This is a genomic window from Roseibium sp. (genome assembly GCF_965233565.1).
Classification (GTDB): domain Bacteria; phylum Pseudomonadota; class Alphaproteobacteria; order Rhizobiales; family Stappiaceae; genus Roseibium.
Window position 1 is genome coordinate 854773 of the sequence record NZ_OZ247494.1, and the last position, 18628, is coordinate 873400.

The following is an 18628-nucleotide window of genomic DNA, read 5'->3' on the forward strand; positions in this document are numbered from 1 at the left end:
CGGCAACGGAATTACCGGAGCGCATTCATGAAAATCGCAGTTGTGTCCGACATTCACGGCAATGTCCTTGCGCTGGAAGCCGTTCTGGCGGATCTCAAGCTGGAAGCCCCTGACCTCGTCGTTAATCTGGGTGATTGCGTGTCAGGCCCGCTCTGGCCGGAGGAAACGGCCGCAATTCTGCGCGAAACCGGCTGGCCGACCATTCGCGGCAATCACGACCGGATCGTGCTGGACAATCCCATCGACAAGATGGGACCCACAGATGCTTTCACAGTCGAGCGCCTGAGCGATGCGAGCCAGGACTGGCTGTCCACCTCCCAGCCGACAATCCGGCTGACGGAAGACATCTTCCTGTGCCACGGCACCCCGGACAATGACGACCGCTACCTGACCGAGAAGGTCGATGGCCCGAAGGGCCACCTGCCGGACGAGGAGACGCTTCTCGCCGAGTTGAAGGGCGAAGCCGCTCCGGTCGTCTGCTGTGGCCACACGCACATTCCCAGGGTGATCCGGTTGCAGAAAACCGGTCAGATCCTGCTCAATCCGGGCAGTGTCGGCCTGCCGTCCTACGAGGACGACCATCCGCACCGCCATGTCATGGAGGCCGGCAGCCCGCATGCACGCTACGCCACCATGACCAACAACAACGGCGCCTGGAACTTCCAGGAAAAAATCCTGAGCTACGATTGGGACAAGGCCGCGCGCGAAGCTGAAAAAAACCGCCGGTCGGGCTGGGCACGCTCGCTTCAGCACGGCTTTTATGGCCCGCTCTCCTGAACTGACCGGACAAACACCAAAGCGAGAGTTGACGTTGCGTAAATAATCCGGGAACCATCATCGGATAGTTTCATTCGATGCAGTCGGAGACCGGAGTGCCGTTGCCCAGTTCCTTTTTGACATTTCTGCTGGTTGGAAGTCTTGCTTTGTGGCCAACGCGCGCCCTGGCTGGCGGCATTGGTCTAACGGACACTGAAAGGCACTTTTCCGCGTCCGGCGAAGCACCGGTCCTGCAGATCGACCAAAGAAGCGGAAACCTTTCCTATCACAGACGGCGCGAGCATTTTCTGGGTTACCGTGGTGACCCGAAATATCATCCCGGCTATCGCTGGTACGATGGTTGGTGGTATCCACCAACGGCCTTCCGTTTCGGGTTCAATGTCGTCCCGCCGCCAAAAGAAATCATTCGCCCGCCCCTCGAACTTGGGCCGGCCAGGAGAGGTTCTTTTCAACCGCCTGACATTGTTGTCCCGGCTCTGAGCCCGGCCCACTATGAATGGTGCGACCGGCGGTACCGCTCCTACCGGGCCGCTGACAACAGTTTCCAGCCCTACAAGGGCCAAAGGCGGGCTTGTCTCTCGCCTTATGGCCCCTGAGTCGTCTTGGAGGCTCAGAACTCCAGCGAAAACCCGGCGCGCGCGCCATGATCCTGGGCACTGTTGCCAAATTCGCCCGTGTAACCCAAATCAAGGCTGAGGGCGCTGCCATGACTCCAGGTCATGGCAGCGGAGATCTGTGCCGTATCCCGGTCAATCGGCGTCCCGCTGACAGTAAACGCGTTTCCGCCATCAAATCGCATGCTGTTTGCCGGCGTCACGTCGCCGAATGTATGCCGCCAGGCCAAAGACCCGCTGAAATGCAGGAAACTCTCACCCAGGAGAAGCGGAGCGGTTTCTCCGCGCACACCAAGTGTGGTCGTGCCTGTGGTTTCCTGTCCGGATGACACTTTCAACGCTGCGGAACCGCCTTTTTCAGAAAAGCCGTCGCTCTGCGTTGAAACGATCGATGCCCCCAGGAAGGGCGACACCCGGACCTGCTGGAATTCAACCGTATAGGCCGCCTCGGCAAAGAGCTGGCCCGTCCAGGCGGAATAGTCGGATGTCAACGTTTCGTTCAGACCGGTAAAGCGTACACTGCGGGTCATGTCGACCCCATGCCAGGTAAGCGACGAACCGGCGTGCAGGTTTATGGCTCCCAGGAGATGGCCGGAATAGACACCTGCGGTCAGATTGGTGGTGTTCCCGCTTGAGGCGCGCGCATCGACGTCAAAGGAGGTGGTCCCGAATCCGCCAAAGGCTCCGAGGCGCCACGTGCTGCTCACGGCCTTGTCCACACCCGCCACGAGGCCGCCGCCGGAGCGCGTATACCCGGCCGAATTGGCACTGCCGTCACGCTCTCCCCAAGCCCCGTAAACCTCGCCCCACAGCTGCCAGCCGCCTGTCAGATCCTGACTGATCTGCCCGTTGAAAGCCGTCTCTCCCAGCGCCGCAACGCTGTCAAATCCGGACCGGATCCGGCGTTCCACCGCGTCCTGGGCCGGACGAACATCCTGCGAAAGCTGACCACGCACGGAGGCATGGGCTTCGCCGGAGAGTGCGTCAAAGGCTGCTTCGGTTTCGCCGTCCGGCAACAGCAGAACGGCGTCGAACAGCGTTCCTGACCCCAGCGAGGCGACGCCTGCAGAAGTAGTCCTCTGATTTCGGGTCGTTGTTCCGGCGGCGAACACGGCTTCGGGCGTATCCGTCTCGCTCCTGGCCAAGGTGAGATAGACCGACGTTGGATCGTAGGTCAGCTCAGCGCTCAGAAAAGCGAATGTATCGGTCACCGAGCCGAAGGTCCCGGTTATGCCGTCGCTGGACTGGAGTATGGTGTAGGTAGTCTCCGCGGCGTAGCCTGCCCCGGTATCCGTCCGGTTTTCAGCCAGGACGGCAACGCTGGCAGCGGAGTCGATGGTCGTGCCGTTTTCGACGATCGTCAGGTCCGAATTGCCGGAAGAATCCACCTCAACCTCGTAGACGGACCCTGCACCAAAAGCCAGGCCACCGGAAACGCGTGACGTTCCGATCGAATTGCCCGGGGCAAAAATGCCGCCATTCTGAATATCCAGACTGTTGAAGGTTCCGGCGCCGGAAAGAATGCCACTGCCGCTGACCGAAAGCGCCCCATCAAAGAGGCCATCGTAACTGAACCTGCCCGCCTCCACGGCCACGTTGCCATGAAAGCCGCTCAGGTCCCGAACGGTGAGCTGGCCTGCGCCCGCCTTCACAAACTCCCCTGATCCGCTCAGGAGGCCGCCATAGATGCCATCTTCACTTTCATCAAAAACCAGCCGGCCTTCATTCTCGATCGGACCGGTCAACATCGAGCTGGCGGCCGTCAGCGTTGCCCCCTCGTCGATGCCGACGGTGCCGGCAAAACCCGTTCCACTGCGCAATGTCGTTGAGCCGCCGGCAACATTCATGTGTCCGCTGCCCGACAGGTCCGTCTCAAGGAGATACGCCTCGCTTGAGTGATTGAGGATAAGTTCCCCACCTGTCTCAACCAGGAGGCTCGGCGTCGTCAAAGTCCCCGGCGCATAAAGATCCCGCCCTTTCGGCGCTCCGATGAAGAAAAGACTGTCCGATCCAACCGACAGGCCACCTGCAGCAGTTAGGGAACCGTTCTCAACTAGGGCGACAGCTCCGACGCCGTCTCGGCCGATTTCCATCGTCTCTTCGAGCGACAGATGGCCGCCATAGAGGATCAGCTCACCGCCACTGTCTTCTGCGCTGCCCATCACAAGGGACCTTGCCGTCATTCGCGCCCCGTCGGCCAGCATCACTGCCCCGCCACCGGACTGGCCAATAACCAGATCGCTTTCGACGGCCAGCAGTGTGTCCGTGCCCTCAAGTTGCAGAACGCCAGAACCGGTTCTTTCCGCGCCGAGCACAAGTGACTGCATCGACATATGCGCACCGTCCTGTGCGCTGACGCTGCCTTCGCCGTCCTGGCCAAGTGTGACGGGTCCCTCTGCTGCCCAACGCACACCAGCACCGCGCAGATCAATCGTTCCCTTACCATCTTCGTTCGAGCCAAGCACCGTTTGCCCACCTGTCTCAAGGACGCCGTTGTCGCTCAGGAGGACATCGCCAACTCCGGTCTGGCCGACAATCAGGTTCGCGCGGGTGGTCAGCGCACTACCGTCGCCATTGATCGTTACTGTTCCACGCCCCTTGCCGTTTCTTCCGACCGTGACATTTCCCGCCTCAAGCCGGCCTCCGTCCAGAAGCTCCAGCTCACCATCCGAAACATCACCAACCACAACACCGCCGGCCCGTGATTCCCAAATGGAGTTTTCACCGGTTACCGTGACCAGCGCGGCATTGTCTTCTGTTCCGGAGATCTGCATGCTGGCACTGATCAAAGCACCGCCATCTTCAATTGTGAGCGCGTTGGTGCCACCGCCGCTGATGTAACCGCTACCAGCCATGATCAGGCTCGAGCCTTGTCCGGAGATCGTCACCATGGCCGCCGACCTCTCCGCGGCTGTCAGGCGCAGTGCAGAGGTTTCCGCCTCAGCACCATCGCTGATCAGAACCGAGGCATGTCCCTCGTCACCAAGTCGCAAATCACCATTCACGATCCAGGCGGATCCGCTCCCCGTCAGCACCACATCGCCCTGACTGCCGACGCCAGAGCCAATTGACGTTTCACCGCTTTGGACTGTCCCGCCATTGGCAATGGTCAGACCAGCAGTGGTCCCGTCACCACTGCCAAGCACCAGGGCACCTGAGGTCTCCCACGCAGAGCCTGCACCGGAAACGACCACAGACGCGTCGGAGTTCTGCCCAAGGACACCGGTTGTATTGGTGACCCGGCCGCCCTGCGAGATTTCCAGGACACTTTCCGTGCCGCTGCCGTCGCCCAGTGTCAGACTGTTGCCGATGTCCCAGTTGGCAGGGCGTGTGCCGCTGCCATCACCAATCACGGTTTCATGGGTTCCATCGATCACCTCTTGTGCGTGAAGGGCATGAACAAGCGAAACGCTGACGAGAGCTGATGTAGAAAACAGGACGAGACGGAAATAGCTCTTCCGCATGGCAATTCCTTTTCAGGCGCGATCAAATTCAAAAAACGCCCGCAGAAATAACCAGCAACAAAGAAGAGTCAACGTTAACATCAATGCATTTACTTGATGACAATCACTGACAATTTCATTTTTTCATGATCATTATTCAGGTAATCAACTTGAATTAAGTATTAAAATTGAATACATGCTGACAAAACGAAAAACGTCACATAAATACAGCAAACAATCACTCCGAGACACCAAATCTCAGCCACTTTTGTTTGAGTGGCCATGAAAGTGCCGCAAAGACTTTTTGCAACAGATCCCCATTGGCAAAAGTGACCTAGTGTTCCTGCTGACATGTTGAAAAGAAAGGATGTTTCGACTTCAGAAACACTCCTGACGCACCCTGACGCCTCCCGGTGCTCCCTCTGCAAGGCTGATCGGTGCACATGTCTCGATGCACCACGCTGGAATCAGTCTGGTCGACACCGGTTCGAATTGACATTTTCGGCATCAACGGTATGCAGACGCCTGCGCTCTACAAGGATGGGACCCAGTTACTGTGAAGATCTCAGAAACCGACATTCTGCTTGTTCCCGGCTACGGCCAGATTCTCCCTGGCCACTGGCTGCTGCGCTGGCGCGACAAGATGCCGACTGCCAGGGTCGTCAAGCAGGCCGAACTGCATCAGCCTGAGCGCAATGACTGGCTGGACACGCTGGTTGCCGAAGTCGAAGCCTGCGACAAACCGGTCGTTCTGGTCGCCCACTCTCTGGGCTGTATTCTGGTGGCTCACGGCGCGCATGCTTTGAGGGACAAGATCCACGGCGCCTATCTCGTTGCCCCGTCCGACTGGGACAGGGACGGTCTGGTTCCGGAATTTGATGGTGGGGATTTCAAGCCCGTGCCATTGCAACCCCTGCCCTTCCAGGCACATCTGGTCGCCAGCCGAAACGATCCTTATTGCGTCTATGAGCGCGCGCAGGCCTTTTCAAAGGCCTGGGGCACAACGTTTCAGGACGCAGGCGAAGCCGGCCACATCAATGTGGAAAGCGGGCATGGTCCCTGGCCCGAAGGCCTGATGTCCTTTGCCCATTTCATGAAACGGCTTGACTGAGGCCGGCACGGGCTAAGCTCAATACCCCGTTTCCGGGCGATCCTTGACGTCTCCCAGCCAGGCAACTTCCCTGAGGCAGGTGCGAGCGGAATGATCCAGGAATATGGTGTCGATGCCATGCGACATCAGGCGAAAGCCCTGGTGATAGGCTTCCTCGACCTTGTCGGCGTTCAGACAGAAGATGCCGGCCAGCTTTCCGGCGGCCAGGGTCTTTTCAGCTATATCCGCGCAGGCTTCCGAAGTCCGCGCGCCATTGGGATCAAGCGCCTCGCCTTTTGACAAGGCCAGGGACAGATCACTCGGCCCGACAAAGACGCCGTCCAGACTGTCGACGGTCAGGATGTCATCGAGCGCGTCCATGGCCTCCTCGGTCTCGATCATCGCTAGCGCCAGGGTCTGCCGATTGGCGTTTTTCAGATACTGGTCGCTGGTCTGTTCGCTCAGCATCGCCGCCCGGAACGGCGACCAGCTGCGCTCACCGTCCGGTGGATATTTGACAGCCCTTGCAAATTCTTCCGCTTCTTTCCGGGAATTGATCATCGGCGCGATCAGGCATTCCGCGCCCATATCCACCAGCCGTCCGGCCAGCGCATTGTCACCGACCGGAATGCGGGCGATACGGTGAGCGCCGCCAAGGGCGATGGCCGCCAGTGTGGTGCAGGCGTCATCAAAATCATACATGCCGTGCTGCAGATCAATGGTCACGGCGTCATAGCCGGCCCTGGCAAACAATTCAGGCACCATCGGTTCGGACAGAAGCGACCAGCCGGTGACAACGGCCTGTCCGGAGCGCAATTTGTCGGCGAGAAACAGTTTGTCGGTCACGTCGGGCCTCCTCGTGTTGCGCCTATCAAACTGGGAGTCCTTGAGGACTGCAAGCGCCAAGTTTGTGAAAATCCCGCAATCCGCTCAATTACTTGAACGCCGCTGTTCCTGCGAAGAGTACGCAGCCTCCCAATCTGGTGGAAAGTGACCCCAATTCTCCATTCGACAAAATTACGCCGTAAATCTTGCCAATGAGGACCGCTTGGCTGTGTCAGCCAATCGGCAGGAAGTATCAACACAATTTCACGGCAACCAGGGCAATCAGCCGCGAAACAGGAAGACAACATGAAAAAGAACTTCATTCTTGCGGCAGCTGCGGCGGCCCTGACACTGTCCGTTGCTCAGGCGGCTGCGGAAGACCTCGATTTCTCCCTTGTCAACGACACCGACACCCCCATCACGGGTTTCTTTGTTTCGCCAGCCAGTTCGAATGACTGGGAAAACAACCTCATGACCGGAGGCATCCTGGATGCCGGGTAAGAAACCGACGTCTATATCGCAGATGGCCTGAGCACCTGCGTTTACGATATCCGTGCGGTTTTTTCAGACGGCGAAGCCCTGGAGGACTACGGTCTAAACCTGTGTGAGCTTGGGTCCTACACGTTCGAATAGACGTCTCGAAGACACTTGCGCGAAAACAAAAAAGGCGCCCGCCTGCAAAGGTGGGCGCCTGTTTCATGGCCAGGTTAAAACGTGGCGCTGATCAGCCTTCGTTCTGGAGCTGGTCGACGGCAGTTGCCATCAGTTCTTCCATGTTGCGGCGAATCTGATGGTCGGACTGCTCGACATTGTTCTTGTCGAAATCTTCGCGCAGCTTGCGGAAGACATCTTCGTCGCCCGGCTCTTCGAAGTCGGCACGAACGACTTCCTTGGCATATTCCTCGGCCTTGTCGCCCTCATAACCAAGAAGCCCGGCAGCCCACAGGCCCAGCAGCTTGTTGCGCCGGGCGTTTGCCTTGAACCGCAGCTCCTCGTCATGCGCAAACTTGTTTTCAAATCCCTGCTCGCGCTTGTCGAATGTGCTCATATTCATCGTCTCCTGAACTGCGCTGATGCACTGCCCCCTATATGGGGTTGATTTGGCCTCTTGCATATCCCCGCAGGGCCAGCAAATCAACGCAGTACCTTCACTCATGCGTCAAAAGCATAACGGCCCCGCAAAAACCTTAGGCATGGTGCGGGAAACCAGGATTGTACTTTTCTCCCGCTTCGGGTAAGTTCCGCGCCGCAAAATAGGGCTTGCAGCCTTAGGGCGCCCGCCGGTTGACGTAAAAAACTCCCAGCGGATGGACGACAAGGTGAGCAGGAACCCGCTACAGGTTTCTCTAATAACAAACGGTATAGCCTATGAACCGCCGCCGGCGCATTTACGAGGGTAAAGGCAAGATCCTTTACGAAGGTCCGGAACCGGGAACCCTGGTTCAGCACTTCAAGGACGACGCGACCGCCTTCAACAACAAGAAGCACGAGATCGTTGACGGCAAGGGAGTGCTCAACAACCGCATCTCCGAATTCGTCTTCAATCATCTCAATGCCATTGGCATCCCGACCCATTTCATCCGCCGCCTCAACATGCGCGAGCAGCTGATCCGGGAAGTCGAGATCATTCCGCTGGAAGTCGTGGTGCGCAATGTCGCCGCCGGCTCCATCGCCAAGCGGCTCGGTCTGGAAGAAGGCACGCAGCTGCCCCGCTCCATCATCGAGTTCTATTACAAGAACGACGAGCTCGACGATCCGATGGTCGCCGAAGAGCACATCACGGCCTTCGGCTGGGCCACGCCTCAGGAACTGGACGACATGATGGCACTTGCCATCCGTGTCAACGATTTCCTGTCCGGCCTGTTCCTGGGTGTCGGCATCCGTCTGGTCGATTTCAAGATCGAATGCGGCCGCCTGTTTGAAGGCGACATGATGCGCATCGTCGTTGCCGACGAGATCTCGCCTGACAGCTGCCGTCTGTGGGACATCGAGACCAACGACAAGATGGACAAGGACCGCTTCCGCCGCGATCTGGGCGGCATGCTGGAAGCCTACCAGGAAGTCGCCAAGCGCCTCGGCATCATGCTCGGCAGCGAACGGCCCGTAGGGTCAGGTCCGACCCTGGTGAAGTAACAGTGATGCAATCGGGACACATGTCGGATTCTATTTGACAAATCGGACCTTGCGTCACGATTGCTCCTGTAAAAAACACCCATTAAACGCCCTCTTGTTTTCAACAAGGGGGCGTTATGTCTTTTCAATCAAAATCCATTCTCAAGGCGGTTGCCGTCACATTGCTTTGCGGCCTTCTGGCTGCCTGTCAGACGACTGGTCTGAAGCCGGGAAGCATTCAGACGAACTACGCACCGGCCGGCTGGACCAAAAAAACATCGAACGGCTTCACTGGCTATGTCTGCCATGCGCCACGCTGCAAGTCGGATCGCCTGATCGCTCACGGCCCGGTCAAGGTGTCCGGGGACATGGAAAAGGCAATCAAGGACGGGGTTCTGTCCCGTGAACTCTTCAACGCCATCGCCAATGTCTACAATATTGCTTCCAAGGATCAGGAAAAGATCACGATCACGCGGCGCGTCGTGAAAAAGGACTACGCCGGGTTTGATTTCACCGCCTACTTCAAGGACCGTGAGGGTCGTATCTGGATGACGGGCCGTTTCATTATCCAAAACAACCGGGGATCGGTTCTCGTTGCAGCTTCGCGCTCACGGAGTGTCGCGAACACCTATTTCAAGCGGTACCTGAGCAACACGACCATCAAACGGCTGCCGTAAACCACCGCTTTTGTCCACATTGCTCTTCCTCTTCTGGGGCTCCTCGTGTATGGGGAGCCCCAAACTGTTTGTTTTGCGCTCAGCGCAAGTGTTGCGGGGACCCACACATGAAAGCACGCGTCATCGTCACCTTGAAAAACGGTGTGCTCGATCCTCAGGGGAAAGCCATTGAAGGCGCGCTTGGCGGCCTCGGATTTGGCGATGTCGGTTCCGTCCGTCAGGGCAAGGTGTTCGATGTCGAGCTGACGGGTTCCGATGAAGCGGCTGCCAAGGCCGAGCTGGAGCAGATGTGCGAAAAGCTGCTCGCCAACACCGTTATTGAGAATTACGCCATCGAGATCGCCTGAGGCCGGGAGCCATCATGGATGAAGACGCCCGCAAGGCGATGACTTTTCTGGCCCTGAAGGCGGCCATCTTCATCCTTGTGCCCGCCCTTGCAGCTCTCCTTGCCGTATTCTTCCTGCTCTGACTTCCGGACCCAAACACATGAAAACCGCTGTTATCGTTTTCCCAGGCTCCAACCGCGACCGAGACATGTTCCACGCCCTGGAACTGATCACCGGAACCCGGCCACAGAGTGTCTGGCACACGGAAAGTACGCTGCCCGATGTCGATCTGGTGGTGGTGCCGGGCGGCTTTTCCTATGGCGACTATCTGCGCTCCGGCGCGATCGCCGCGCGCTCGCCAATCCTGAAGGACCTGGTGGCCAAGGCTGACAGCGGTGTATCGGTCCTGGGCGTCTGCAACGGTTTTCAGATCCTGACCGAAGCCGGCCTGTTGCCCGGTGCACTGATGCGCAACGCCGATCTTCACTTCGTCTGCAAGGAAGTGATGATGGAAACGGTCAACACGGCAACCCGCTTCTCCTCCAAATTCGAGAAGGGCCAGGTCTGGCGCTGCCCCGTCGCCCATCACGACGGTAACTATTTCGCCGACGAAGACACGCTCAAGCGGATCGAGGACAACGGCCAGGTCGTGTTCCGGTATGCCAACGGCACCAATCCGAACGGCTCGATCAACGACATTGCCGGCATCATGAACGACAAGGGCAATGTACTCGGCATGATGCCGCATCCGGAAAACCTGGTCGAACCGCTGCATGGCGGCCTCGACGGCCGGACGCTGTTCGAGAGCCTTGCCGACGCGGCCTGACAGATCACACAGGGAGGCGGGAATGACGGAACTTAAGCTCGACAAGGACGTCCGACCCCGCCTCGCCCAGCAGATCAAGCGTTATCTTGACGAAGACCTGGACATCGATATCGGCAACATGGATGCCGAGCTGCTGATAGATTTCCTCACGCCGACCCTGGGCGCGCATTTCTACAATCTCGGCCTGAAGGACGCCCAGGCGCTGTTCGCACGCAAGGCCGACGATATCAATGACGAACTTTATGCCCTGGAGCGCCGTATCGACGAGCGCGGTTAGGACCGGGCTCTGCGCAAATAGTTGGTCGTCATCGTCAGGCCTGATCCGGCAGTCCCTGTCGCCTCCACCACATAGTTGCCAGGTGCATGCGGAACCTCAATCGGCAGGAAAGCCATGGTCTATCTGTGGCTTGACGACGGGGCAATTCCGGCAAGGATCCGAGCTGTCGCTCTCTATGTTCCTCACGCAGCTTCAACCGGACGCTTCTTGGGCGAATAGCCGAACCGGCGGGAGAAGGCACGGGAGAAAGCCGCCGGACTGGCAAAGCCACATAAAGTGGCAACGGCCTTGACCTGCCGCCCGGCTTCCAGCTCCGCACGCGCAATGTCCAGCCGCCAGTTCGACAGATAGCCCATCGGCGTGATACCCACGAGGTCCTTGAAGGTCACCGCAAACTGGGTACGAGACATGCCGGCCGCAGTCGCCAGTTTTTCAAGGGTCCAGGCTTCGCCGGGTGCCTCGTGAATCGCGACCAGCGCGGCGGCGATCCGTGGATGCGCCAGTCCGTTCAGAAGGCCCGTATCCGCCTTGCCTTCCTCCATCGCGTGCCGCAGGAGGCGGATTACCACCACTTCGCAAAGGCGCTGAAACACGGCCTGTCCGCCGCAGCGGGGCTGCGTCACTTCCTCAATCAGGGGCGTCACCACCGCATTCAGATAGGGCTCTTCGGCAAGCGGCACGGAAATGCAGTCCGGCAGCGCGTTGATCAGCTGGCGGCCAATGCCTGAAATCGTGATCCGCGCCGCAACAAGCGTCGTTTCCCGCTCGCAGGGTGCCACGTCGGCGCAATCGCCAATACCGTCTTGCCGCAGCGGACAAAAAACAAGGCGCAGCGCCTCGTCGTCAGACTTGTAGATCCGGAAATTGGCCGTATCCAATTCGGTGCCACCTGCAAGAGTATTGGCCACGTGAACGCGTAGCCGGTCGATCAGGGAAGACAGCCGGTCCAGTTTGCCATTGAAGGATGTGCGATAGGGAACCTGCATTTTCCGTACTCCAAGGCAACTTTTTAGAATGTTTATGTCACAATCGTTCACTAACTTAGGGGCATCCGCAAGGAAAAAACACGCCTTGCCCAATGGAAAAGAGGTAAACCATGCTTGTACCCCGCCAGTCCGTTCCTGCGCTGACCGTCGAAACGCTTGAAAACGGAACCTTCGACCTGTCCGGCGATGGTGCGGATTTCGCGACTCTGGTCGTGTTCTATCGCGGCCTGCACTGCCCGATCTGCGCCACCTATCTGAAGGAACTCGGTCGTCTCACCGAGGATTTTGCCGCCAAGGGTGTCAAGACAATCGCGATTTCCTCCGATGATCAGGATCGCGCTCAGAAGATGTCCGACAAGGTTGCCCAGCCAGGCCTGCGGTTCGGCTATGGTCTGCCGCTGACGGTCGCACGTGCCTGGGGGCTGTTCATCTCCACCAGCCGGGGCACGACCTCGATCGGTATTGAGGAACCTGCGCTGTTTTCCGAGCCGGGTGTGTTCCTGGTCAAGCCCGATGGCACGCTCTATTTCGCCTCTGTCCAGACGATGCCGTTTGTGCGCCCGCATTTTCAGGAGATGGTCGGCGCGCTCGATTTCGTTCAGAAGAACGACTATCCGGCGCGCGGCGAATATACCGGCGCGGTCTGAACGCGAAATGCCGGACACGGGACTGCATCCGTGTCCGGCAGTCAACAAGGCTCCGCCGGGGGCAGCGGTCCTTGTCAGGGGCTGAATTGCTCAGGCCGGGGCTTTTGCACCAGGGCCTTTCCGGGTCAGACAGGTCTGGTCTGACCCGGAAAGACCCTGGTTTGGAAAATGGGCTTCAAGACAGGCCCTCGCGCCGGTCGCCAATGTCCCAGAACGGACGCATGGCTTCTCTCCGTGCGGCTTCCCGGCTCAGTCCGAGATCTTCCAGCTCATGATCGGTCAGTTCCAACAAATCCAGCCGCGTCCGCCTTGCCCGCAGGAACAGGAACAATTGGGTCCTGATCTCCGACAAGAAGCTTGAAGGGGCGCTTGGCGCGCCGGTCAGCGTGTGTATTGCACTCATTTCTTACTCCAGAGGGTTACAATTTGTGTTGCACCAAACATTGTAGCGCTACAATCATATGAATTGACTCAATGACGGATGCAATATATTAAATTGTCACCATGACAAATTGGCACCCAGAAATCCCGGACGGCCAGGGGCCGCTCTATATCCGCCTTGCCGACCGGATCGGTGAAGACATCGCCACGGGCGCACTTGCAGCCGGCGCGAAGCTGCCGCCGCAACGCGACCTTGCCTATGACCTCGGTGTCACCGTCGGCACGATCGGACGCGCTTATGCAGTGATCCGGCAAAGAGGTCTTGTGAGCGGTGAAGTTGGCAGGGGCACATTTGTACTTGGCAGTGCCCCGGAACCGACGCTGGAGGAAAACACAAAGCCGGATCTCGACAGACCGCCGCACGCACCGGCCGGCAGCGCCTCCCGGGCGACATCCTGGCTGCAGGGCGCCATGGCCGCCCCCCGCGACACGGCCTTCGCCGGAACACGGATCTCGGTCCCCTCCCCGGAAGCCATCCGGTTCGACAGCACCTCCGCGCCGGAAATCGGCCAGGCAGAGGCGATCTGCAGTCTGACGGCGGAGATCACGCGGGAGGCGGCCTACGAAATTGCCAGCTATACTCGCACCGTGCCGGACAGCTGGCGGCAGGCCGGGCGCATCTGGCTGTCCCGCGCCGGCTGGGAACCGTCGGAAGGCAGTATTGTGCCGACAACCGGCGCCCAGGCCGCCATCATGGCCATCATTGCCGCCACAACGGCGCCCGGTGACCAGATCGCCTTCGAGGACCTCACCTACAGCTCGATCGCCCGCGGCGCAGCGCTTAGCGGCCGGCGGCCAATCCAGGTTGCCCGGGACAATGAGGGCCCCTTGCCGGAGGATCTGGCGCGGGTCTGTGCACAAAAACACCCGAAGCTGATGTTTTTGATGCCGAGCATGCACAATCCGACCGTTCGCGTGATGAGCGCCAGGCGCCGGCAAGAGATTGCCGACGTGGCCCGGCAGCACAATCTCTGGATCATCGAGGACGAAGTCTACGGCTCCTTGCGCGAGGCCGACCTTCTGCCGATCGCCGCCCTTGCCCCGGAACGCACCTTCCATGTCGGGTCTCTGTCAAAGTCGGTGACCGCAGGTGTGCGTGGCGGCTGGGTCTCCAGCCCCCTCTCCCATGCCCAGCGGGTCTATACGGCGCACAAGATGCTGACCGGCGGGATTTCCTTTCTGCTGTCGGAACTCTCCGCCCGCCTGGTCCTGTCCGGTGCCGCAGAGGATTTCCGCAAGAAGATCCTGGCTGAAATCGCGGCCCGTCACGCTCTGGTGAAGACGCATCTCGGCAAATACGAGATGGAGGCGGCCCCGGATGCGCCGTTCCTCTGGCTCAAGCTGCCCGAGCCCTGGCTCTCAGGTACTTTCAAGGCCGCTGCCGCGTCGGAAAACGTGCTGATCGACGACGAGGACGAATTCAAGGCAGGCCGCTCCGGCAAGGTCTATCACCGGGTGCGCATCGGCATCACCAATCCGCGCAGCCGCGAGGAAACCGCCAAGGGCCTTCAGGTCCTGCAGGACCTGCTGGAAGACAATTGTGTCTGTTACGACAGTTTCGAATAGAACCTGCCGCCGATCCTGACAGCGAACATTCCGCGGACCGACGACGCGAATCTGGGCTAGACTACGAGCTCAAACGCGCAGGTGCTGTGCTCAAAAGCGGTGGTTGCCCATGTCCGAATCCGGTCTAGTCGCCCTGATCATCCCAGGATTTCTCGTCGGCTTCACCTTGCTATGGTCGGCAATCGTGTTTGCATCGGCCCGCATCAGCGGCTGGGCGTCGCTGGCGCGGACCTATCCGGGAACGGAGCCCGTCTCAGGCCAGAGCTGGCATTTCACCAGCGCCACTTTCGGCAGGTTGTCCAGCTATCGAAACGTGCTCACGGTGATGACGTCGCCCTCCGGCCTCTATATGCGTCCAATCCTGCCGTTCCGGATCGGCCACGAACCGCTCCTGATCCCCTGGAACGCAATCGCCGAGGCCGACCGCATCAACCTCTTTTTCACGCAGGCCCTGCGGCTTGAAATTCGCGATCCGCGCATCGCCGGGACCCGGCGGGTCACGTTTTACGGCAAGGGCCTGGTGGAGGCGCTGGAAGCACAAATCGGGGGATGAAGTGAAATGGATGCAGACACGCTTTCCTTCTGTCCTCGTGCCTAGAACCAACTTTGCTGGCTGCGCCTGGTAGGCTCCCGGACCTTAGCCATTGCAAACCGCAGCGGCGCCTCCTATCTGCCGATCGCATTTCCATTGGATCTCGACCATGACCGTCCTTGAAATTCTGCTTGGCCTAGTGCTTCTCGTGGCAGGTGGTGACCTGCTTGTGCGCGGTTCCGTGGGCCTCGCGCAGCGGTTCGGCATTTCCGAATTGCTGATTGGTCTGGTTCTGGTCGGTTTCGGCACCTCGACACCGGAACTCATGACCAGCATCCTGGCCGCCCTGAACGGTTCACCCGGCATTGCCGTAGGCAACGTCGCCGGGTCGAACATCGCCAATATTCTATTGATCCTTGGCCTGACCGCGCTGATCTGTCCCTTGCGCGTCGATCCAGCTGCCCTCATGCGGGACGGTCCTGCAAACGCCTTGGCAGCACTCGCCTTTACCGGCCTTGCCCTGGCCGGCCTGATCGGCCGGGAAGCAGGCCTTGCGCTCGTACTCGCCCTTGTCACCTATCTTGTGATCACCTACCGGATGGAAAAGGGTCAGAAAACGCCTGCGGCAGAGCTTCATCGCAGCGGGACAGAGCTTGTCATCCCCCAGCCGAAACCGTCGCAGTTGCCACTTAATCTGCTCATGGCCTTTGGCGGCCTTGTCATGATTCTCGGTGGCGCGCATTTTCTGGTGGCCGGCGCAAGCACGATTGCCAGGGCAGCCGGTGTCAGCGACGCCGTGATTGGCGTGACGATCGTGGCCGTCGGCACCTCGCTGCCGGAACTTGTCACTTCAGCCATGGCCGCGCTCAAACGCCAGACAGACATCGCGCTCGGCAACATTCTGGGCTCGAACCTCTTCAACATCCTGGGCATTCTCGGCCTGACGGCAGTGATCTCTCCCTTGCAGGTTCCGCAGGAAATCATGCGGCTCGACATCTGGGTATTGCTCGGTGCAACCGCTGCCTTGCTGGTCTTTGCCATGAGCGGATGGCGCCTCAGCCGCCGCGAAGGCGCGCTCATGCTGCTGGCTTATGTCGGCTATACGGGCGTTATTCTGGCGAAAGCTCTTGGATGAGCGGCAATTTCCGGATTTTCTTTGAACCGCGAGGCTCCCCATTTCCCGGACAATCTGCTAAAGGGCGGCATCACTGCCAGCCTGCGCCAGCGCGGCCCCGCCGCAGCGGCCTCAAATGACCGGACCGACATGATCCCGAACGACATCAAGATCACGCCCGACCTGATTGCTTCCCACGGCCTGAAGCCCGATGAATATGAGCGCATCCTGGAGCTGATCGGCCGCGAGCCCAGCTTCACCGAACTCGGCATCTTTTCGGCCATGTGGAACGAGCATTGCTCCTACAAGTCTTCCAAGAAATGGCTGAAAACCTTGCCTACGGAAGGCCCCCGCGTCCTGCAGGGACCGGGTGAGAACGCCGGTGTTGTCGATATCGGCGACGGCCAGGCGGTCGTCTTCAAGATGGAGAGCCACAACCACCCCTCCTATATCGAGCCCTACCAGGGCGCTGCGACCGGGGTCGGCGGCATTCTGCGCGATGTGTTTACCATGGGCGCCCGTCCGGTGGCTGCCATGAACGCATTGCGGTTCGGCGAGCCTGATCATCCGCGCACCAAGCATCTGGTCTCCGGTGTCGTGTCCGGGGTCGGCGGCTACGGCAACTCTTTCGGCGTGCCGACAGTCGGCGGCGAAGTCGAGTTTCACGCCCGCTATAACGGCAACTGTCTGGTCAACGCCTTTGCAGCCGGTCTTGCCAAGTCCGACGCGATTTTCCTCGCCAAGGCCGAAGGTGTCGGCCTGCCCGTCGTTTATCTCGGCGCCAAGACCGGACGCGACGGCGTCGGCGGAGCCACCATGGCCTCGGCCGAATTCGACGATACGATCGACGAAAAACGCCCCACGGTTCAGGTCGGTGACCCGTTCACCGAAAAATGCCTTCTGGAAGCCTGCCTTGAACTGATGGAAACCGGCGCAGTCATCGCCATCCAGGACATGGGCGCCGCCGGTCTCACCTGCTCCGCCGTCGAAATGGGCGCCAGCGGCGACCTCGGCATCGAACTTGATCTCGACAAGGTGCCGGTGCGCGAAGAGCGCATGAGCGCCTACGAGATGATGCTTTCCGAAAGCCAGGAGCGCATGCTCATGGTGCTGCGTCCGGAAAAGGAACACGAGGCCGAGGCCATCTTCAAGAAATGGGGCCTCGACTTCGCCATTGTCGGCAAGACCACCGACACGCTGCGCTTTGTCGTCAAGCACCAGGGCGACATCGTTGCTGACCTGCCCATCAAGGAACTGGGCGACGAGGCTCCCGAATATGACCGGCCCTGGGTCGAGCCCAAGAAGCTGCCTGTCCTGACCGCCTCGGATGTCGCCGAGCCGGCGGACTATGCCGAAGCTCTGAAGACGCTTGTCGGCAACGCCAACGGTTCGTCCCGCCGCTGGGTCTATGAGCAATATGACACGCTTATCCAGGGCAACACGGCGGCAACACCGGGCGGCGACGCCGGCGTCATCCGTGTGGACGGCGGCCGCAAGGGCCTGGCCTTCTCCGTCGACGTGACGCCGCGCTACTGCGAGGCAGACCCGTTTGAAGGCGGCAAACAGGCCGTGGCCGAAGTCTGGCGCAACCTGACTGCCGTTGGCTCCGAACCGCTGGCAGCGACAGATAACCTCAATTTCGGCAACCCGGAAAAGCCGGAGATCATGGGCCAGTTCGTCGGCTGCATCAAAGGCATCGGCGAAGCCTGCCGCGAACTGCAATTCCCGATCGTTTCCGGCAATGTCTCGCTTTACAACGAGACCCATGGCGAGGCGATCCTGCCGACCCCGGCCATTGGCGGCGTCGGCCTGCTGCCGGACGTGACTGTCCGAGCCGCGGCTGCCTTCGCGCAAGAAGGCGATGCGATCCTGGTAATCGGCGGCCTTGGTACCCATCTTGGCGCGTCCCAGTATCTCGCAGACATTCTCGGCCGCGAGGAAGGTGCTCCGCCGCCGGTAGATCTGGCCGCAGAAAAACGCCGTGGCACGCTGGTCCGCCAGCTGATCGGCGCAGCCCGCCTCACCGGCGTACATGACATTTCTTCCGGGGGCCTGGGCGTTGCGCTTGCCGAAATGGCCATGGCCGGCGGCCTCGGCGCCACGGTCAAGGTAGACGGCCCCGCCCATGCCGCGCTTTTCGGCGAGGACCAGGGCCGCTACGTTCTGACCGTCGCGCAGGACAAGGTCGAGGCTGTGATGGAAGACATTCTGGACGCCGGCGTCGACGTTCAACAAATCGGCACAACGGGCGGATCGGATTTGACTGTGGAAGGCATCCTCACCATATCCGTTGCAAACTTGAAAAAAGCGCACGAAGATTGGTTCCCGAACTATATGGCGACGGCTTAAGCTCGTTGCCGTTCAGGCGCTTATAC

Annotated in this window: 20 protein-coding genes; 15 read left to right on the forward strand and 5 right to left on the reverse strand. The window is 59.8% G+C overall.

Annotated elements, in window-relative coordinates:
- Window positions 1-27: 27 nt before the first annotated feature.
- Complete coding sequence (locus ACO6TG_RS04115) at window positions 28-777, forward strand: metallophosphoesterase family protein (RefSeq protein WP_422376996.1); 750 nt, start codon at window positions 28-30, stop codon at window positions 775-777.
- A 77-nt stretch (window positions 778-854) separates the two neighbouring features.
- Window positions 855-1373 (forward strand): BA14K family protein, encoded by a 519-nt coding sequence (locus ACO6TG_RS04120; protein ID WP_422376997.1) that lies wholly within the window; start codon window positions 855-857, stop codon window positions 1371-1373.
- A gap of 14 nt (window positions 1374-1387) precedes the next feature.
- On the opposite strand, the gene ACO6TG_RS04125 is transcribed toward ACO6TG_RS04120, so the two are convergent.
- The gene (locus ACO6TG_RS04125) at window positions 1388-4855 is read right to left on the reverse strand and encodes an autotransporter domain-containing protein (RefSeq protein WP_422376998.1); all 3468 of its coding nucleotides are present in this window, start codon (window positions 4853-4855) and stop codon (window positions 1388-1390) included.
- Between the two features lie 535 nt (window positions 4856-5390).
- Here ACO6TG_RS04125 and ACO6TG_RS04130 point away from each other — a divergent pair.
- A complete protein-coding gene (locus ACO6TG_RS04130) occupies window positions 5391-5945 on the forward strand; it encodes an RBBP9/YdeN family alpha/beta hydrolase (protein WP_422376999.1) in 555 nt (184 codons plus the stop codon).
- 18 nt (window positions 5946-5963) lie between these two features.
- On the opposite strand, the gene ACO6TG_RS04135 is transcribed toward ACO6TG_RS04130, so the two are convergent.
- Window positions 5964-6770 carry an HpcH/HpaI aldolase family protein gene (locus ACO6TG_RS04135; protein ID WP_422377000.1) on the reverse strand — a complete coding sequence of 269 codons (807 nt, stop codon included), beginning with the start codon at window positions 6768-6770 and terminating at the stop codon, window positions 5964-5966.
- Between the two features lie 285 nt (window positions 6771-7055).
- On the opposite strand from ACO6TG_RS04135, the gene ACO6TG_RS04140 reads away from it, so the two are divergent.
- Window positions 7056-7250, forward strand: coding sequence for a hypothetical protein (locus tag ACO6TG_RS04140; RefSeq protein ID WP_422377001.1), 195 nt, complete (start codon window positions 7056-7058; stop codon window positions 7248-7250).
- A 223-nt stretch (window positions 7251-7473) separates the two neighbouring features.
- Here ACO6TG_RS04140 and ACO6TG_RS04145 read toward each other — a convergent pair whose 3' ends face one another.
- Entirely contained in the window at window positions 7474-7797 is a 324-nt protein-coding gene (locus tag ACO6TG_RS04145) for a DUF1476 domain-containing protein (protein ID WP_422377002.1), read from the reverse strand.
- A gap of 320 nt (window positions 7798-8117) precedes the next feature.
- Here ACO6TG_RS04145 and purC point away from each other — a divergent pair, with 320 nt between their 5' ends.
- The 6 genes from purC to ACO6TG_RS04175 all read left to right on the forward strand — a co-directional run bounded on the left by purC (window position 8118) and on the right by ACO6TG_RS04175 (window position 10967).
- The gene (gene purC, locus ACO6TG_RS04150; protein ID WP_422377003.1) at window positions 8118-8882 is read left to right on the forward strand and encodes a phosphoribosylaminoimidazolesuccinocarboxamide synthase; all 765 of its coding nucleotides are present in this window, start codon (window positions 8118-8120) and stop codon (window positions 8880-8882) included.
- Between the two features lie 116 nt (window positions 8883-8998).
- On the forward strand, window positions 8999-9538 hold the full coding sequence (locus ACO6TG_RS04155) for a hypothetical protein (protein WP_422377004.1): 540 nt from the start codon (window positions 8999-9001) through the stop codon (window positions 9536-9538).
- Between the two features lie 107 nt (window positions 9539-9645).
- Window positions 9646-9885 (forward strand): phosphoribosylformylglycinamidine synthase subunit PurS, encoded by a 240-nt coding sequence (gene purS / locus ACO6TG_RS04160; protein WP_094071342.1) that lies wholly within the window; start codon window positions 9646-9648, stop codon window positions 9883-9885.
- A gap of 14 nt (window positions 9886-9899) precedes the next feature.
- On the forward strand, window positions 9900-10007 hold the full coding sequence (locus tag ACO6TG_RS04165) for a phosphoribosylformylglycinamidine synthase-associated small membrane protein (protein ID WP_422377005.1): 108 nt from the start codon (window positions 9900-9902) through the stop codon (window positions 10005-10007).
- A gap of 17 nt (window positions 10008-10024) precedes the next feature.
- Window positions 10025-10690: a phosphoribosylformylglycinamidine synthase subunit PurQ gene (gene purQ / locus ACO6TG_RS04170; protein ID WP_094071344.1), complete on the forward strand. Its 666-nt coding sequence runs from the start codon at window positions 10025-10027 to the stop codon at window positions 10688-10690.
- A gap of 22 nt (window positions 10691-10712) precedes the next feature.
- Window positions 10713-10967: a DUF2164 domain-containing protein gene (locus tag ACO6TG_RS04175; protein WP_422377006.1), complete on the forward strand. Its 255-nt coding sequence runs from the start codon at window positions 10713-10715 to the stop codon at window positions 10965-10967.
- 182 nt (window positions 10968-11149) lie between these two features.
- Here the strand turns inward: ACO6TG_RS04175 and ACO6TG_RS04180 are convergent, their stop codons facing one another.
- Window positions 11150-11953: an AraC family transcriptional regulator gene (locus ACO6TG_RS04180; protein ID WP_422377007.1), complete on the reverse strand. Its 804-nt coding sequence runs from the start codon at window positions 11951-11953 to the stop codon at window positions 11150-11152.
- Window positions 11954-12063: 110 nt separating this feature from the next.
- On the opposite strand from ACO6TG_RS04180, the gene ACO6TG_RS04185 reads away from it, so the two are divergent.
- Complete coding sequence (locus ACO6TG_RS04185) at window positions 12064-12600, forward strand: peroxiredoxin-like family protein (RefSeq protein WP_422377008.1); 537 nt, start codon at window positions 12064-12066, stop codon at window positions 12598-12600.
- A 175-nt stretch (window positions 12601-12775) separates the two neighbouring features.
- On the opposite strand, the gene ACO6TG_RS04190 is transcribed toward ACO6TG_RS04185, so the two are convergent.
- Window positions 12776-13003 (reverse strand): DUF1127 domain-containing protein, encoded by a 228-nt coding sequence (locus ACO6TG_RS04190; RefSeq protein ID WP_422377009.1) that lies wholly within the window; start codon window positions 13001-13003, stop codon window positions 12776-12778.
- 101 nt (window positions 13004-13104) lie between these two features.
- Here ACO6TG_RS04190 and ACO6TG_RS04195 point away from each other — a divergent pair, with 101 nt between their 5' ends.
- The 4 genes from ACO6TG_RS04195 to purL all read left to right on the forward strand — a co-directional run bounded on the left by ACO6TG_RS04195 (window position 13105) and on the right by purL (window position 18602).
- Window positions 13105-14607: a PLP-dependent aminotransferase family protein gene (locus tag ACO6TG_RS04195; RefSeq protein ID WP_422377010.1), complete on the forward strand. Its 1503-nt coding sequence runs from the start codon at window positions 13105-13107 to the stop codon at window positions 14605-14607.
- 109 nt (window positions 14608-14716) lie between these two features.
- Window positions 14717-15160, forward strand: coding sequence for a hypothetical protein (locus ACO6TG_RS04200; RefSeq protein ID WP_422377011.1), 444 nt, complete (start codon window positions 14717-14719; stop codon window positions 15158-15160).
- A gap of 148 nt (window positions 15161-15308) precedes the next feature.
- On the forward strand, window positions 15309-16274 hold the full coding sequence (locus ACO6TG_RS04205) for a calcium/sodium antiporter (RefSeq protein WP_422377012.1): 966 nt from the start codon (window positions 15309-15311) through the stop codon (window positions 16272-16274).
- A 129-nt stretch (window positions 16275-16403) separates the two neighbouring features.
- Complete coding sequence (gene purL / locus ACO6TG_RS04210) at window positions 16404-18602, forward strand: phosphoribosylformylglycinamidine synthase subunit PurL (protein WP_422378838.1); 2199 nt, start codon at window positions 16404-16406, stop codon at window positions 18600-18602.
- Window positions 18603-18628: the final 26 nt, after the last annotated feature.